Source organism: Bartonella propinqua (assembly GCF_047263965.1).
In the GTDB taxonomy this organism is placed as follows: domain Bacteria; phylum Pseudomonadota; class Alphaproteobacteria; order Rhizobiales; family Rhizobiaceae; genus Bartonella.
Window position 1 is genome coordinate 50,277 of the sequence record NZ_JBLEBK010000001.1, and the last position, 16,618, is coordinate 66,894.

Here is a 16,618-nt window from a genome sequence, read left to right on the forward strand (position 1 = left end):
CACTCTTGAAAGATCGTTTTTTTTAATAAGATGTCCGCAATGAAAGGTCAAGTCTTTTGTGAATCCTTTTATAGCTCTTATCAGCTAACTTTCCTGTTTTTTCTTATAAAAAATGTTTTTTTTTAACACGCACCGTGCTAATTTTTCAATGCTCACCCTGCTAAAAGAATCATTAAACATGAGCAAAATAGATTACCCCATGACAGAACCTCAACACAAACGCATCCGTTTTTCTTCTATTCTGTTTGGTATTTTATGTGTATTTTTTTTCCTTCTCTTCAGTGCACTAGGTGTGTGGCAAATACAACGATTAAACTGGAAGAAAAATCTTATCACCAGCGCTCATCAACGTATTCATTTGCCCCCTATCGAAGCACCACCTCAAAATCAATGGGCGCATATTACTTTTGAAAAAGATGAATATCGACCTGTCACTATCACAGGAAAACTTCTGAAAGATAAAAATATCTTTGTTATTGCAATGGCACAAGATACAAGTGGTTATTGGGTTTTGACCCCCTTACAAACAGCTGATAACGCATTAACTTTTGTGAATCGTGGTTTTGTCCCCATGGATGCGCGTCATCACTTTCAACGCTCAGAGCAATCACCCACGCATTCCCCTCCCCATCACTCTTCTGTCATGAATACAGAGCAAATTACCATTATAGGTCTGCTACGCATGAGCGAAAACAATGGATTTTTTCCCCGCAAAAATAATCCAGATCGCAATCTATGGTATACACGCGACCTGCCCGCTATGGCACACAAGCTTGGACTTTCTACTGTTGCTCCTTATTTCATTGATGCCAAGGCAAAAACAGCAACGCAGGAAAACCTTCCCATTGCTGGTTTAACTGTTGTACATTTTCGCAATAATCATCTTGTCTATGCTATCACGTGGTTTATCTTGGCTGCTGGCGTTTTAGGCGCTTCTCTTTTCCTTCTACGAGAAAAAGATGAATAAAGATACATAAAAAGCATTTTGTACCTTTAAACAGGTTCTTGAGCATTTTTACTTCAAAAAACGCATTTTTCATTACAAAGCTATTGTCAACATATCACGCTGAAAACACTACATATTTAATTCCTGTTTTAAAAGTAACAGCAGCTTCATCAAAAAACATATGAATCACCCAACTTCACTCTGAGTGAACAAACCTAAAACAAAACTTCCCCTCCCCAGCACCTAAACATCAACTGACAATTCACAATAAAACGATTCTTAAGCATGTCTCAAAAATCAACAAGACTTACGCGAATAACGCCGTGCAATCGAATCAATTTCACCGCGACTAATGCCAAGATCATTGAGTTCATATGTTGAAAGATCACTTAACGCATTCATTGTCCGACGATAACGGCGCCAACTCCTGTAAGAACGCAAAATATTCATACCTTCTCTCCTTAAGCTTTCTGTTACATTTTAAGATAAAGGTAGAGCAAAATACAAAAAACAGCTGTGCCATAACTGCATAACTGGCATGCACTTACAACATGAAAAGCGCGTTTAAAATTTATCCTATTCGAAAAGATCAACCACTCAGAAAAAAACCGTTAATGACGGAAATGCCGCACCCCCGTAAAAACCATAGCCAAACCATGCGCATCAGCTGCAGCAATGACTTCTTCATCGCGCATTGATCCCCCTGGTTGAATAATCGCCGTTGCACCAGCTTCAGCAGCTGCTAATAAACCGTCTGCAAAAGGGAAAAATGCATCTGACGCAACCACCGATCCTTTAGTGGGAACTTCTGTTAAGCCTGCTCTTTGTGCACTTTCCTCAGCTTTACGTGCAGCAATTTTAGCTGAATCAATGCGGCTCATTTGCCCAGCACCAATCCCAACCGTTGCACTATTTTTTGCATAAACAATGGCATTTGATTTAACATGTTTTACCACACGAAAAGCAAATTGCAGATCACGCATTTCATCCTGACTTGGTACCCGCTTTGTCACCACTTGCAGTTTAAGATCATCAACAACCATATTATCACGCGATTGCACCAAAATTCCCCCCGCAAGTGTTCTGACAGTTAGCCCTCCACAACGCGGATCAGGCACTCCACCTGTGATTAGTAAACGAAGATTTTTTTTCTGCGCAATGATTTCACGTGCAGCCATTGTTGCATCAGGAGCAATAATAACTTCTGTGAAAATTTTGACAATTTCCCTCGCACATTCCTCATCAAGAGGTTGATTTAAAGCGACAATGCCACCAAATGCCGACACGTTATCACACATAAGAGCTTTTAAATAAGCCTCTTTCAAACTGTGTCCTTCTGCAACACCACAAGGATTGGCATGCTTAATAAGAGCAACAGCGGCAGTTTTTTGAGGATCAAACTCTGCTACAAGTTCAAATGCTGCATCTGTATCATTCATATTGTTATAAGAGAGTGCTTTGCCTTGCAAAAGTTCTGCTGTTGCAACACCAAAACGCTTGTCACTATTGCGATAAAAAGCTGCCTGTTGATGCGGATTTTCCCCATAGCGCATGACACTTTCAAGATGACCAGAAAAACTCTGCCAAGACGGATTTTCAATTTTTAAATCCTGTGCAAACCACGCCGCTATTGCCGAATCATAAGCAGCCGTATGCGCATAAGCACGCATTGCTAACTGACGTCGCAGAGCAAAACTTAAACACCCATCATGTTGCTTTAATTCATCAAGAACAAAATCGTAATCACTCACCGTTGTGATAACACCAGTATAAGCATGATTTTTTGCCGCAGCACGAATCATTGCTGGTCCACCAATATCAATATTTTCAAGAATTGTTTGCCCATCAGCTCCAGATTGGGATGTCTCTTCAAAAGGGTAAAGGTTCACAACCAGAAGATCAATTCCATTAATGCCATGCTTCTCCATAGCAACTGCATGACTAGGATCTTGTCTGACACCTAATAAAGCACCATGCACCAAGGGGTGGAGTGTTTTGACACGTCCATCCATAATTTCTGGAAACCCCGTCACTTGTGCCACATCTTTTACAGGTAAACCAGCCTCCATAAGAGCTTTGGCTGTGCCTCCTGTTGAAATTAATTCAATACCATAAGTGTGAAGCGCTTGCGCAAACGCAACCACCCCTGTTTTATCAGACACAGAGAGAAGAGCACGACGAACCCGATGCAGATCAGGTATGGGAAAATTCTTTGCAACAACACCCATAACAGAAATCCTAAAAATAAAATGGTTAAAATATAAGTAAAATAAGCTTATGTTTTATAACATACGTCTTTATCAAAATACATTGCAAGGGTAGAATGTCTCTTTTTTTAACACAACAGAAGAGTGACTTCTTCTGTCTGCATGTCATGGGGAAGCAAATTCATTGTTTTAACTGACGACGAATTAAGCGCCAACGGACTTTTTCTTGAACTGCAGGGCGAAAATACAAAACAATCTGTTGCGTGCGTTGCGGGCCTTTTAATCCAGTAAAATCAATCGAATCTTCAAGATAAATATCAGTATCAGGCGATATAAAATACCACACTTGCCCGCTCTCGACAGCTAAACGTACGCAATTACCATCATACTTGACTTCCACTCTTGGATGAAGATGAAATCGAACAGCAGCATTATTTTGTTCCTCGTGAATAACCTTGTACCGATTTGACTGCCCTTTTTGCGATGTAAAAAAACGATCAAAACCTTCAATCATTGCACCATTTTTCGCTAAAATAAGACCACGCTCATACACAAGATTAAAAGGTCGCACATAACCATTATGACGCGCAATAAAACCTATTTTTTCTGAATCTTCTATACGATGCACTTTAACATCTGTGGGACCTTCAAGTAAAAAGGAAGCATCAGACCTCTTTTTTTTACGAAAAGTGCCCACTGAACAATCATTAACCGTTGCCGTTGAATGTGCTGCCGTAACACGCCCGAAACGTCGATACCCTTCACACCCATAAGAATTAACACCTGTATTGATAATAAAACGGCTCCCTTGTGAAGACATTTCAAAAGATAAACAGCCTGAACAAGCATACTCTGCAGCAAAACGTGGTGGAAATTTTCCCGTATCTGCAAGCACTGTCGTTTGATGAGCCTGTAAACGTTGAAACCCTGAATAACGTGCATAACTAAAAGGATGCCCCACTGTTTCATCAAGCTTTAAAATTGTCGATAAACGTTCAGGCAAAACAGATCCCACCCCGTTAAAATGTGCCAATGTCTGATCTTCATGGATAAAAAACCGCAAAGCTGGCAACATACGCTCAACAGAATCAATTAAAATGCGCGGAGCCTTTTCATTACTATGCATAAAAAGATGACGTAAAGATAATAAATCCGATAACAAATTAAGCAAGACAGCAGGACTGCGTGAAATATGCCCACCATCAACAAGAATCTGGCGCGAAAGCTCCTCTGCAAGATGAATCCTCACCTTTTTTTTCATCGCTACAGAAACAGGCAAAGCAAGAGATGCAAATGTCAAAGCCACTGCCGCTTGTAAACGTTGATCATTGTGCTCCATACTGCAAATGATGATGCGCAAATAACGAAATTGGAAACCAATCGCACGCAAAAAACGCTTTTTAAACCGCTCACCTGCCCCTTCCAATAACATTTGCGAATGACAAATCCATGAAATCAGGCGCCGTGCTACCACTGCTCCACTCCAAGGAAGCCCTTTTATTTTCTTGCCATTATGGTCAAGCCAATCTTCTAGTAAAGCGCGCGCATGAGCTGCAGCTAAATCACTGTCTGCTGCGCTCATATGACGCAACCAATGAAAATCATGAAGGTCTGCTTCCCATTTTGGCGTTGGTGGAATAAGCGAAAAAGGTGAAGCAGCACCAGAATGAACAATATGACCAGCAAAAGCAAAACGACCATGATAAAATTCATGTGCTGCTACTGGATCAGCTAATTGCAAATCAATGGGATGGGCTAAAATTTTTTGAGGACTAAACCCCGAAAAGCGCCAACGAAACAACGGTCCTACCCATAAACGCCGCATCCATTGGTGCATCATATATATAAAAGCTGATACCTTTATCTGAGGGTTTTTTACCGCAACCGCCACAATTCCATCTCCGTATATGCTCAATTGAGCACAATTTCAGCCATTTTAGTAAATGAACCGTTAATTAAATTATTTTCTGGAAACGTGCTGCAAAAAAACCATCCATTCCTGACAATGCTTTTTTCTCAGCATCAAAATTTTCATGACAAAAGTCAGCAGGCGTTGTACGCACAGTTCCCTTAACAGAAAGTAAATGTGCCATATTCTTCATTTCTTCTTTACCAATAGGCTCTAAAACAATGTCATTGCGTGTCGATAAAATTTTTTCAACGAGATCTTCACCTTCTTCCCTTGCCAGCGAACAATTAGAAAAAACAATGCGTCCCCCCTTCTTCACCAAAGCAATTGCTGCCAAAAGCAAATCATATTGCACTGCCGCTAGCTTGACGATATCGCTCATCGATTTCGTCCATAAAACATCTGGATGACGACGTATTGTTCCTGTAGAAGAGCAAGGAGCATCAAGAAGAACAGCATCAAAAAGCTGGTTGGGATGAAAATTTTTCACATCCCCCTTCCAATAGCGAACCGAAAAATGAAGCCGCTCCATATTTGCCTTTAAACGCTTTACCCGATTAGCAGACATATCAACTGCCGTCACATCAGCCCCTTGCAAAGCCAATTGCGCTGTTTTTCCTCCAGGGCTGGCACAAAGATCAGCAACCTGTTTGCCATGAATATTGCCAAGAAGACGAGCAGGCAATGCTGCCGCAAAATCTTGAACCCACCATGCCCCTTCTGCATATCCTGGTAAATCAGTGACAGAACAATTTAAATTGTTCAACCGAACTGAACCATTGGGCAAAACAATACCCCCAAGCCGCTCAGCCCACCCAATACTATCAGACTTCACAGTCAAATCGAGTGGTGGCTCAGTACTTTGCATTGTCAAAATCTGATTTGCCACTTCTGCACCATAGGTGGACACTAAAAGCTGTCCAAACCAAGCTGGAACTCCTTCAAGAACAGGAGATTTTTGGCGTAAAAACACCGCTTCACGTGCAACATTACGTAAAATGGCATTTACAACCCCTGAAAAACGACGCATACGAGGATCAATTTTTGCCACGCGCACAGCTAAATCAATCGCAGCATGATCGGGAATATCAAGATAAAGAATTTGTGCCACACTAATATGCAGAAGATGCTGAAGTGAAAATGCTTGTGCAGGCAAAGGTCGCGTTAAAAAGCGCGATAAAATAGCTATAATTTGCCCTCGATGACGCAACGCCGTTCTCAAAATAGCCCGACATAACAAACGATCTCGATGTGTCAACCCTAAATACTGCGGATGTCCATGCTCATTATCCGTCAAACCAGAAAGAGACGTCTGCTTATCAAGCACTGCTCCTAACAAACGGACACACAGCTTCCTAACACTTAATCCTGGAGTATTTTTTTCAGCCACATGACCCGCTTTCTCATGCTTCACAATAATGCCTTGATGCCTTATATTCCCTTACATGCTTTATGATTAAGACCTCTTCGACTCTTTATAACGAAGCCAAGAAGGACGTTTTTTAACGCGCTGCAAAGCGCTTTTTTCTTGGTTACTTGGTACACTGATTTGAGCACTGTAATTTAGATTTTCAGAATCTAAATCCTTATTGTCTGCGTAAAAAACACCTTTTGCATTCCGCTTCATGCTCTTGACCATTGATTCGTTCATCTCTTCAGCTTGCCGATAAAGAGCTGCAATACGATTCGCCGTTGCTGGATGGGTAGAAAAAAGGCTATCAGCCCCTTCACCACTCAACGGATTAATAATAAACATATGCGCTGTTGCTGGATTATGCTCCGCTTCTTCATTATGTATCGTATGCCCCCCACCTGCAATTTTACTCAATGCTGAAGCTAGCCATAAGGGATTGCCACATATTTCAGCACCCCGCCGATCTGCAGCATATTCACGCGTACGACTAATAGCCATTTGCACAAGCATAGCTGCAAAAGGCGCAACAAACAGAGCAATAATGCTCCCAAGCGCTCCAGCACCATGAGAATTTTCTGAAGAATTACGCTGTCCCCCCATAAAAAAAGCGAAATTACCAAGCATTGAGATCGCCCCTGCAATCGTTGCAGTTAGAGTCATTGTTAACGTATCACGATGCTCAATATGTGCCAACTCATGTGCCATAACCCCAGAAATTTCTTCTACACTCAACTGCTTTAATAAGCCAGTACTTGCAGCAACAGCTGCATTTTGAGGATTGCGTCCCGTAGCAAACGCATTTGGCTGCATATTATCAATAATGTAAATTTTTGGTTGAGGAAGAGAGGCTTTTCGCGCTAAATCGCTCACAATCTGATAATAAACGGGAGATGAATGCTGATCAACTTCACGCGCACCATACATGCGTAAAACGATTTTATCCGAATTCCAATAAGAAAAAAAGTTCAATCCTCCCGCGATTAAAAATGCCACAACCATACCATTGCTGCCCCCAACGAGATAACCAACTGCCATAAAAAGAGCAGTCATAAAAGCCAAAAGCATTACTGTACGCATTATGTTCATTACTCAAAAAACTCCATGATAAAACATAATCATTCCTATATGATGGTGTTTTCTTTCTTCTTCTTCAATGAAATAGAGGTGTAAAATGGATAAAAAAGACAAGAAACTACACGAACAAAATGCAATAATAGATAACCCCCACCCCCTTTCTCCCGAAGCGCAACGCGCCCTCATGGAAGCTGAGGAAAGGCGTAGACATGAAACCAATGAAAATAAACCTCTAGAAAACGGTGGACGCGGCGGCAAAGACCCTTCACGCTATGGAGACTGGGAAATCAAAGGCCGCGCCATTGACTTTTAAAAGATTCATGTTGATTTTTAAAAAATCAAACACCCTTTTAAAGAAGATCCGTTTTTACAAAAAAACGGATAATGATCAGCTATCTTATATATAAAAGCCTTTAAAGGCAGAGTTGGTTATATTTGCGAATCATCATGCTTCTTCTGAAGCAGAAGCTGATGCTTCTTCAGCGGCTTGTTTTGCAGCAGCTATACGCTCTTGTGCTTTTTTGCCAGGTTCACCTTTGCGTGGATTATTGCGAACTGGACGCTTTCTTAAACCAGCAGCATCCAAAAACCGCAAAACACGATCTGTTGGCTGCGCACCTTGACCAAGCCAATATTGAATACGTTCTTCATTAAGTTTTACACGCGGTCCATCTTTAGGCAACATTGGATCCCATGCACCAACACGCTCAAGAAACCGCCCATCGCGCGGACTACGAACATCCGCAACAACAATATGATAGTAAGGACGTTTTTTTGAACCTCCACGGGACAAACGAATTTTCAATGCCATATTTATCTCCTATTATCAGCTCTGGCTTTCGTTTAAATTTACTTGTTTTGCTTTTTGCTCTTCTGCAATCATCTCATGATGATGCACAACTTCTTTAATGATAAATTTTAAAAATCTTTCAGCGAAATCGGGATCAAGGTGACTGTCTAGGGCTAATTGACGCAAACGCGCTACCTGATGTTGCTCACGCAGAGGATCGACTGTAGGCAAATCATAACGGGCTTTTAAATGCCCAACTGTCTGTGTACAACGGAAGCGTTCTGCTAAAATACGAATCAACGCTGCATCAAAATTATCAATAGATGTTCGCAAATGCGCCAATTCGTCCAATATTTTTTCCTGCATCATACTTCCTTTTCTCTCTGCATCTTATTTTTTCTTGGGATGCTGAGGAAATTTTTCTTCACCACCAGCAGCTTCATTGGAAAAATGAGGAAATGTGAAGCCACGTTTTGGAAGACCAGGCAACACTGTTCCTCCATTCCCACTCTCGATCTGCTTTTGTAGTGCTGATAATTGCTTTGGATCAAACCCCGATAAATCAGGCACAGCTCCAGAACCTTTGCCAAAATCTCCCATACCACCAAGCCCCATTTTGGAACCAAGACCCCCTAACATTTTCCCCATTAAACCGCTTTTACCTTTCCCTCCTCCCATGGCTTTCATCATATCAGCCATTTGGCGGTGCATCTTCAAAAGCTTATTAATATCAGCAGCACTCGTGCCAGACCCCTTAGCGATTCGTTGTTTGCGGCTATGCTTCAAAATCTCTGGATTGGCACGCTCTTTAGGCGTCATTGATGAAATAATAGCCAATTGACGATTAAACAAACGATCATCAAGACCCGCGGCTGCGATCTGATCTTTTACCTTACCCAAGCCGGGCAACATCCCCATAAGACCGCCCATACCCCCAAGCTTTTTCATTTTGTGCAATTGGTCTGCAAGATCATTCAGATCAAATTTTCCAGCCTGCAGCTTTTTTGCAAAAGCTGCCGCTTTTTCATGATCCATCACCTCGGAAGCTTTTTCAACTAAAGAAACAATATCGCCCATTCCAAGAATACGATCTGCAATGCGACGGGGATAAAATTCTTCCAGAGCATCTATTTTTTCACCAACCCCGATTGCTTTAATTGGCTTCCCCGTAACAGCACGCATTGAAAGAGCCGCACCACCACGACCATCACTATCCATACGTGTTAAAATAATGCCTGTAATCCCTACGCGCTCATCAAAAGAGCGAGCAAGATGAACCGCATCTTGCCCCGTAAGACTATCCGCAACCAACATAATTTCATGAGGGAGGGAAGAAGCTTTAATTTCAGCCAATTCGAGCATCAAAGCCTCATCAATATGATTACGACCTGCCGTATCAAGAAGAAGCACATCATAACCGCCCAGCTTGGCTGCTTGTACTGCACGTTCTGTAATATTAACAGAAGATTGACCTGCAATAATTGGCAAACTTGCAAGTTTTGCTTGTTCTCCTAATTGACGCAATTGTTCCTGTGCTGCAGGACGGCGTGTATCCAATGACGCCATTAAAACTTTTTTATTGTGTTTATCAGTAAAACGCTTTGCAAGTTTTGCTGTTGTCGTTGTTTTTCCAGAACCTTGCAAACCCACCATCATGATAACAACAGGTGCTGGAGCATTTAAATCACTCAGAACGCCTTCATTTCCAAGTATGTTAACCAGTTCATCATGAACAATCTTAACAACCATCTGTCCAGGTTTAATTGATTTAACAATTGCAGACCCGACAGCTTTTTCACGAACCCTATCAATAAAAGAACGAGCGACATCAAGTGCAACATCAGCTTCCAATAAAGCGCGACGAATTTCGCGCAGCGCCGCTGCGACGTCTTGATCCGACAAAGCGCCACGCCCTGTCAAATGAGACAGAATGGAACCAAGCCGTTCTTGCAAGGACTCAAATATCATTTACTCCATTACTGCACAATAAACAAACCTAAAGTAGCATCAAACAAACCAAAGTAGCATCCGAGAACGCAACGCGTCGTCGAATGTTGACCTCTGAGATCTCTTCACACCCATAATGCGGGGTCTCAGTCGGTGGCTCCAAGTTCATCTTGTCACTGAAAGCTCTCATCTTTCAAACAACAAAACCCCCACTTTGTCAAGGTTTATCGTACAGTTTTATACAAAGCCAAAAAACAACAAGCATTTTCATGACTGTTTAGGATTCTCAACCTCAATGCGCACAAAATTGCCTGTTTCTAGCTCCATATTCCACAATTCACCACTTAAGATATCAAACCAAGCTCCATGCAACATCAAAACGCCCTGATCTTTGCGCGCTTTTATCCATGGAAATGTTTCTAAATTTTGCAACGAATGGCGAATAGAAAGTTGCTCTAATGCCATCTGTTGTTCTGGAATGGTCAACGACTTATTGCTAACAACTATTTGTGCTGCTGGTGCCAAAAGGTTTATCCATTGACCAATAAAGTCATCTGACGATAAGGATTTGCACGCTCCTTGAAGAGCAGTGCTCACACCTCCACAATAGGCATGCCCCAAAACGACAATATGCTTAACTTTCAGCAATTGCACTGCATATTCAATAGCTGCTGATGTTGCATGATATTGGTGATCTGGAGAAAAAGGGGGAACCAAATTTGCCACATTGCGCAGCACAAAAATTTCACCCGGCTTTGCATTAAAAATTGTTTCTGGTATTGCACGCGAATCACAACAAGAAATGACTAAAATCTCAGGTTTTTGTCCTTTAACTGCCAATTGCTGATACTCTACTGTTTTATATGAAAAATGATTTTTTATAAAAGACTGATAACCACTTAAAAGTTTTTCTGGTAAATACGCCATTCTCTCTGCTTTCACCTTGTATAGTTTTAAAATAAGTCATTAACATACAAAACAATTAAAAATATTCTTTCATCATCGTAAAATATTTCTTAATATATCAATTTATTACTATAACTTTATTATTAACTATTACTATAACATAAAAGAATAAGTTTATTATCATCACTAAAATAACTATTCCTTGCAGAAAGAAGCAGCTAAATGATACATTGCGGAAAATGGTGTAAAAACCTGTTCTTATGAAGAGAAATTTCACCAATTTAAAGAAAAAAGGGAAAATCATTGTGTTAAAACAAACAGCATCAGAGACAAAAAGTAATCAAGATAAAATAGAACAAATCCTGTTTGCTCATACCGATAAAGAAGATATTGCCTGTTATGAAGACAAAGAACTCCAAAAGGCTGCAACCGCTGCCGTTGAAGCCTTCAATCTTCATCAAGCAGGAAAAAATACCATCTGCTTTGAACAAAACTTAACCCGCAATAACAAACCCATAACCGCTATCACGCTCGTCAACGATAACAAACCCTTCCTCCTTGATTCCATTTTAAATGTCTTCAATCAACACAAAAATCACATTTATCTGATCGCACATCCCGTCCTTGATTGTTCCTCTGGACAACGCATCAGCCTGATGCAAATCCACATCGAATCATTAAACGAACAACAAATACAAAAACTCAAAGACGAACTTGCTTTAGTTCTTGAACAGGTCAATGCTGCTGTACAAGACTGGAAACCCATGCTGAAGCAAGTTGAGAAGCATATTCATGTCTATCAAACAAACCTCCCAGCAAGTTACAAACAAGAAGGTGAAAAAGCCATTGAATTTCTTAACTGGCTGATGAACAACAACTTTATCTTCCTTGGCATGCGTACTTATAACTTCATCAAAGATCAAGAGCCTACAAAAGCTTTTACAGTCAGTGACATTGAGCTGGGTATTCTCACTGATGCCTCTATTCGCATTATTGGTGATGCACGCGTAGAAGAGCCTCCCCAAGAAATCTTATCCTTTATGGAAAGTGATAAGCTACTTATTGTGACAAAAGCCAACAGTCGCTCAAAAATTCACCGTCCTGTTTGGCTCGATTATATTGGTCTTAAAATCTTTGATAAAGAAGGGCGTTTGTGTGGAGAATTACGCATTGTCGGGCTCTTTACCTCCTCAGCTTACACACACTCTATTTTACAAATTCCTTTCTTAAAAGAGAAAGCCAAAACCATTATTCAACGTCTTGGATATGATCGCGCTGATTATTCTGGAAAAGCCCTTATCAGTGTTTTAGAAACTTATCCAAGAGATGAAATGTTTCGCTCTGATGTTGATACACTGACGGAAAATGCCAAACTTATCATGCAATTAGATGAACGCCCACGTTTACGGGTTCTCGCTCATACAGATTCTTTTGGGCGTTTTGTTTCTATATTTGTCTATATACCCCGTGACCAATATAGCAGCAATATTCGTGAAAAAATTGGCGAATATTTTGTTGAACTTTACAAAGGTGATTTTTTTGAATCCTGTCCGCTATTTTTAGAAAGCACACTCACACGCGTCCATTATATTATTCATCGCAAAGGAAGCGAAAGCGCCCCTGTTATTGAGCGTGCCACACTTGAAAAAAATGTGCGTTCCATAGCACAAAATTGGGAAGACAGTGTAAAAGCCATAGCTCTTACCCGTAAAACAACAGCTCAACAAACACGTTTGGCAAGTCATTTTCCCAACAGCTATCGTGATTTATTTTCAGCTGAAGATGCAATTAAAGATGCAGAACATATTTTAAATCTCAATGATAAAAAACCGCTTTTTGTTACTTTTTATCACGCGCACAATAAAGAAAAACAAACAATTTCACTCAGATTGTTTCACCGTTATGAAGCACTTGCCCTTTCTAAACGTGTCCCACTCCTTGAAAATATGGGGTTTCGGGTTCTTACCGAACAAACACTTGAATTACCAGATGGCAACGGACACCCTGTGTATCTTCATGATATGCAACTGGAAAGTGCTTTCCAACTCTGTATTGATTTTGACAAAGCTGGTCAAAATTATGCTGAAACATTCGAAGCCATTTGGTCGCAAAACGCTGACAATGATGCCTTTAACGCCTTAACCCAAACGGCACAACTTAATTGGCACGAAATTGTTATTTTGCGCCATTATGGACGCTATCTCCAACAAACTGGCATTCCTTATTCACAAAAACGCGTTGCCCAAACTTTAAACACCTATCCTGATATTACTCAAGATCTTTATGCTTTGTTCCATTTGAAATTTCACCAAAGCCACACAGAAAAAGAGCGGGAAAAAGACCAGCAAATCATTCAACAACGCATTGAAGAAAAATTACAAAAAGTACCAAGTTTAGATGATGATCTCATCTTACGCCGTTACCGTAATCTCATCAACGCAAGTTTACGAACCAATGCCTTTGCCCCTCTGCAAGATGGTAGTCCACGGCGTATTTTAGCAACTAAGTTGGATCCACGACAAATTGAAGGTTTGCCTGAACCACGTCCTTATCGAGAAATTTTCGTTTACGGACCAGAAGTTGAAGGGGTTCATCTGCGTTTTGGTCCTATTGCCCGCGGTGGGATTCGTTGGTCTGATCGCGCACTAGATTACCGCACTGAAGTGCTCGATTTAGTCAAAGCGCAACAAGTTAAAAATGCAGTTATCGTTCCTGTAGGTGCAAAAGGTGGATTCTATCCTCATCGCCTTCCCCAAACCAACGACCGTGCCATAATAGCAGAAGCCGCGCGACAAGCTTATGTTGACTTTATCACGGCTTTACTTTCCATTACCGATAATCTGATTAATGGCAAAATAACTGCACCCCACAATATCATCTGCCATGATGGAAATGATCCTTATTTCGTTGTCGCTGCCGATAAAGGCACTGCAACCTTTTCTGATACTGCCAACGCTATCAGCCAAGCGGATCACTTTTGGCTTGATGATGCTTTTGCCTCTGGAGGATCAGCAGGCTATGACCACAAAGCCATGGGAATTACAGCCAAAGGTGCATGGGAAGCGGTTAAAAGACATTTTCGAGAGTCATTTAATCATGATATTCAGACAACCCCTTTTACTTGTGTTGGGGTTGGCGATATGTCTGGTGATGTTTTTGGAAATGGAATGTTACTTTCCAAACAAACAAAGCTTATCGCTGCCTTTGATCACCGCGATATCTTTATCGACCCAGATCCAAACATAGCAGAAAGCTATGCAGAGCGTATGCGCTTATTTCAACTCCCTCGCTCAAGTTGGCAAGATTACGACCAGACAAAATTATCAAAGGGCGGTGGTATCTTTTCACGCACAGCGAAAACCATTACTCTCTCACCTGAAGCAGCACAAGCCATTGGCTATGATAAACAAACAGGCACACCTTTTGAAATTATCTCTGCTATTCTTAAAGCACCTGTTGATCTTTTATGGTTTGGCGGCATTGGTACTTATATACGTGCAGCAACAGAAACCGATGCCCAAGTAGGTGATCGTGCAAATGACGCACTGCGTATTATGGGTGAACAAATCCGTGCAAAGGTTGTTGGTGAAGGGGCTAATCTGGGCATGACACAACGTGGTCGGATTGAATATGTCTTAAACGGTGGACGATGCAATACAGATGCCATTGATAATTCTGCAGGCGTTAATTGTTCTGATGTGGAGGTGAATATCAAAATTGTTCTTGCCTCAGCACTTCGTGCAAAAACACTTACCCGTGAAGCGCGCAACGAACTCTTGAAAAAAATGACCCCTCAAGTTGAACAGTTAGTCTTGCGTAATAACTATTTGCAACCACTTGCTCTATCCTTGGCTGAAAGCCAAAGCATCGTTGATTTGCCTTATCAGATACGCTTTATGCAAGATCTGGAACAGAAAAACCTTCTGGATCGTAGAGTTGAAATTCTCCCTGATGAGCAAACTTTGCGCCAAAGGATAACCAAAGGTCAAGGACTTGTCCGTCCAGAACTTGCAGTTATTTTAGCTTATGCTAAATTAACTCTTAAGGAAGAAATTGTTCACAGCCCCATTGTTGATGATAATTATTTTGACACAACTTTACTGCATTATTTTCCAACCCAAATCCAGAAAAGCTTTGAAAAAGAAATCATCCATCATCAATTGCGTCGCAATATTATTGCAACCCTTATTGCCAACGATATTGTGAATCGGGGAGGGCCTACTTTTGTTAGTCGCCTACAAGATGCAACAGAACAAAAGATTGAAAATATTATCCGTGTTTTCATTGCACTTCGTGATGGATTTGAAATTCCTCAATTGTCTGATAAAATTGATAATCTCGATAATAAGATACCTGGTCTTGTCCAAAATAAATTGTATGCAACAATTACCTCTATGCTCTTTGAGGCAACCAATTGGGGTTTACGCAATATGGATCTCTCTGTTCCATTAGAAGAACTTGTGAAAACAATTAAACAAGCCCGTAACATTATTGAAAAAAAGCTTGTGTGTTCCAACGATAAAGATATTAATCAAAAAATTAGAGAAAAAGTGATCCATTATAGTGAAGAAGGAGCACCAAAAGATTTAGCAGAACAACTGGCTCTCTTGGAAGCTGCGCCAGTAACTTGTGATATTTCTCTGATTGCAAAACAAAATAATAGTGATCTGATTAAAACTGCAGAAATTTACTTCTCACTTACTCAAATCATTCGTGCCAACCGTATTAATGAAGCAAGTCGAACAATCCCTGTACTCGATTATTATGATAATATGGCTTTAAGCCAAGCTAAAGAAAACATTGCTGAAAGTTTACGAGCAATCATTACGAAAATCCTGAAAAATTATGGAGAACAAGACGACCCATTCGCAGCTTGGAGTAAAACAAAAGAAGATCATATTCACAATGTCACAAATCGCATTGGCACCCTTGTTGAAAACGATCTCAACATTTCTCGCTTTACCTATGCAGCAGGAATGATTGCACAACTGCAAAACATTGCTTTTTAGACTTAAAATAATGCAAGACAGACAGCCAAACTTTAAAACCCCGAGTGTTTACCCATCCATGGGTAACCAACAAGGAAGGACGGGTTGGCTGTCTGTATTTTTAGACATAGAGTTCAAAATAAAAATAAAACTTGAAGATTGTTGACTTGCTTAGAAAACAAATGCCTCACGGCAGTAGCAAACCTCTGCATGTTGAATAATACTTAACTATAAACACCGCTTCTCAAACTTAAAGCAGTGCAAGACGACCAAGCTTTAAAAATCCCAAGTTTACCCATCCATGGGTAATCAACAAGGAAGGACGGGTTGGCTGTCTGTATTTTTAGACATAGAGTTCAAAATAAAAATAAAACTTGAAGATTGTTGACTTGCTTAGAAAACAAATGCCTCACGGCAGTAGCAAACCTCTGCATGTT

General features: G+C 40.7%; 12 protein-coding genes. 3 read left to right on the top strand and 9 right to left on the bottom strand.

What is annotated here, in order from left to right; genetic code table 11:
- Positions 1 to 178 precede the first annotated feature (178 nt).
- Positions 179 to 967 (top strand): SURF1 family protein, encoded by a 789-nt coding sequence (locus ACMFKV_RS00245; protein ID WP_413154192.1) that lies wholly within the window; start codon positions 179 to 181, stop codon positions 965 to 967.
- A 276-nt stretch (positions 968 to 1,243) separates the two neighbouring features.
- Here the strand turns inward: ACMFKV_RS00245 and ACMFKV_RS00250 are convergent, their stop codons facing one another.
- From ACMFKV_RS00250 to htpX, 5 genes are all read right to left on the bottom strand, one after another.
- Positions 1,244 to 1,396 carry a DUF1127 domain-containing protein gene (locus ACMFKV_RS00250; protein ID WP_336287539.1) on the bottom strand — a complete coding sequence of 51 codons (153 nt, stop codon included), beginning with the start codon at positions 1,394 to 1,396 and terminating at the stop codon, positions 1,244 to 1,246.
- A gap of 161 nt (positions 1,397 to 1,557) precedes the next feature.
- Positions 1,558 to 3,174, bottom strand: a complete 1,617-nt coding sequence (gene purH / locus ACMFKV_RS00255) for a bifunctional phosphoribosylaminoimidazolecarboxamide formyltransferase/IMP cyclohydrolase (RefSeq protein ID WP_336287540.1) — start codon at positions 3,172 to 3,174, stop codon at positions 1,558 to 1,560.
- Positions 3,175 to 3,334: 160 nt separating this feature from the next.
- Complete coding sequence (locus tag ACMFKV_RS00260) at positions 3,335 to 5,044, bottom strand: heparinase II/III family protein (protein ID WP_413154193.1); 1,710 nt, start codon at positions 5,042 to 5,044, stop codon at positions 3,335 to 3,337.
- A 64-nt stretch (positions 5,045 to 5,108) separates the two neighbouring features.
- Positions 5,109 to 6,476, bottom strand: coding sequence for an RsmB/NOP family class I SAM-dependent RNA methyltransferase (locus ACMFKV_RS00265; protein ID WP_413154194.1), 1,368 nt, complete (start codon positions 6,474 to 6,476; stop codon positions 5,109 to 5,111).
- Between the two features lie 42 nt (positions 6,477 to 6,518).
- Positions 6,519 to 7,562, bottom strand: coding sequence for a zinc metalloprotease HtpX (gene htpX, locus ACMFKV_RS00270; RefSeq protein WP_413154196.1), 1,044 nt, complete (start codon positions 7,560 to 7,562; stop codon positions 6,519 to 6,521).
- Positions 7,563 to 7,647: 85 nt separating this feature from the next.
- Between htpX and ACMFKV_RS00275 the strand changes: the two genes are divergently transcribed.
- The gene (locus ACMFKV_RS00275; RefSeq protein ID WP_336287544.1) at positions 7,648 to 7,863 is read left to right on the top strand and encodes a DUF1674 domain-containing protein; all 216 of its coding nucleotides are present in this window, start codon (positions 7,648 to 7,650) and stop codon (positions 7,861 to 7,863) included.
- A gap of 132 nt (positions 7,864 to 7,995) precedes the next feature.
- On the opposite strand, the gene rpsP is transcribed toward ACMFKV_RS00275, so the two are convergent.
- The 4 genes from rpsP to ACMFKV_RS00295 form a co-directional block, all read right to left on the bottom strand.
- On the bottom strand, positions 7,996 to 8,361 hold the full coding sequence (gene rpsP, locus ACMFKV_RS00280) for a 30S ribosomal protein S16 (protein ID WP_336287545.1): 366 nt from the start codon (positions 8,359 to 8,361) through the stop codon (positions 7,996 to 7,998).
- A gap of 15 nt (positions 8,362 to 8,376) precedes the next feature.
- Positions 8,377 to 8,706: a chorismate mutase gene (locus ACMFKV_RS00285; protein WP_336287793.1), complete on the bottom strand. Its 330-nt coding sequence runs from the start codon at positions 8,704 to 8,706 to the stop codon at positions 8,377 to 8,379.
- Positions 8,707 to 8,730: 24 nt separating this feature from the next.
- A complete protein-coding gene (ffh, locus tag ACMFKV_RS00290) occupies positions 8,731 to 10,305 on the bottom strand; it encodes a signal recognition particle protein (protein ID WP_413154362.1) in 1,575 nt (524 codons plus the stop codon).
- Between the two features lie 249 nt (positions 10,306 to 10,554).
- Positions 10,555 to 11,214, bottom strand: coding sequence for a carbonic anhydrase (locus ACMFKV_RS00295; RefSeq protein WP_336287546.1), 660 nt, complete (start codon positions 11,212 to 11,214; stop codon positions 10,555 to 10,557).
- Positions 11,215 to 11,498: 284 nt separating this feature from the next.
- Here ACMFKV_RS00295 and ACMFKV_RS00300 point away from each other — a divergent pair, with 284 nt between their 5' ends.
- Entirely contained in the window at positions 11,499 to 16,202 is a 4,704-nt protein-coding gene (locus tag ACMFKV_RS00300) for an NAD-glutamate dehydrogenase (protein ID WP_413154197.1), read from the top strand.
- Positions 16,203 to 16,618 lie beyond the last annotated feature (416 nt).

What these genes read in the sequence shown, in the direction of transcription:
- ACMFKV_RS00245 (WP_413154192.1), top strand. Translation starts at nt 179, where the DNA reads ATGAGCAAAATAGATTACCCCATGACAGAACCTCAACACAAACGCATC.
- ACMFKV_RS00250 (WP_336287539.1), bottom strand. Translation starts at nt 1,396, where the DNA reads ATGAATATTTTGCGTTCTTACAGGAGTTGGCGCCGTTATCGTCGGACA.
- purH (WP_336287540.1), bottom strand. Translation starts at nt 3,174, where the DNA reads ATGGGTGTTGTTGCAAAGAATTTTCCCATACCTGATCTGCATCGGGTT.
- htpX (WP_413154196.1), bottom strand. Translation starts at nt 7,562, where the DNA reads ATGAACATAATGCGTACAGTAATGCTTTTGGCTTTTATGACTGCTCTT.
- ACMFKV_RS00275 (WP_336287544.1), top strand. Translation starts at nt 7,648, where the DNA reads ATGGATAAAAAAGACAAGAAACTACACGAACAAAATGCAATAATAGAT.
- rpsP (WP_336287545.1), bottom strand. Translation starts at nt 8,361, where the DNA reads ATGGCATTGAAAATTCGTTTGTCCCGTGGAGGTTCAAAAAAACGTCCT.
- ACMFKV_RS00285 (WP_336287793.1), bottom strand. Translation starts at nt 8,706, where the DNA reads ATGCAGGAAAAAATATTGGACGAATTGGCGCATTTGCGAACATCTATT.
- ACMFKV_RS00295 (WP_336287546.1), bottom strand. Translation starts at nt 11,214, where the DNA reads ATGGCGTATTTACCAGAAAAACTTTTAAGTGGTTATCAGTCTTTTATA.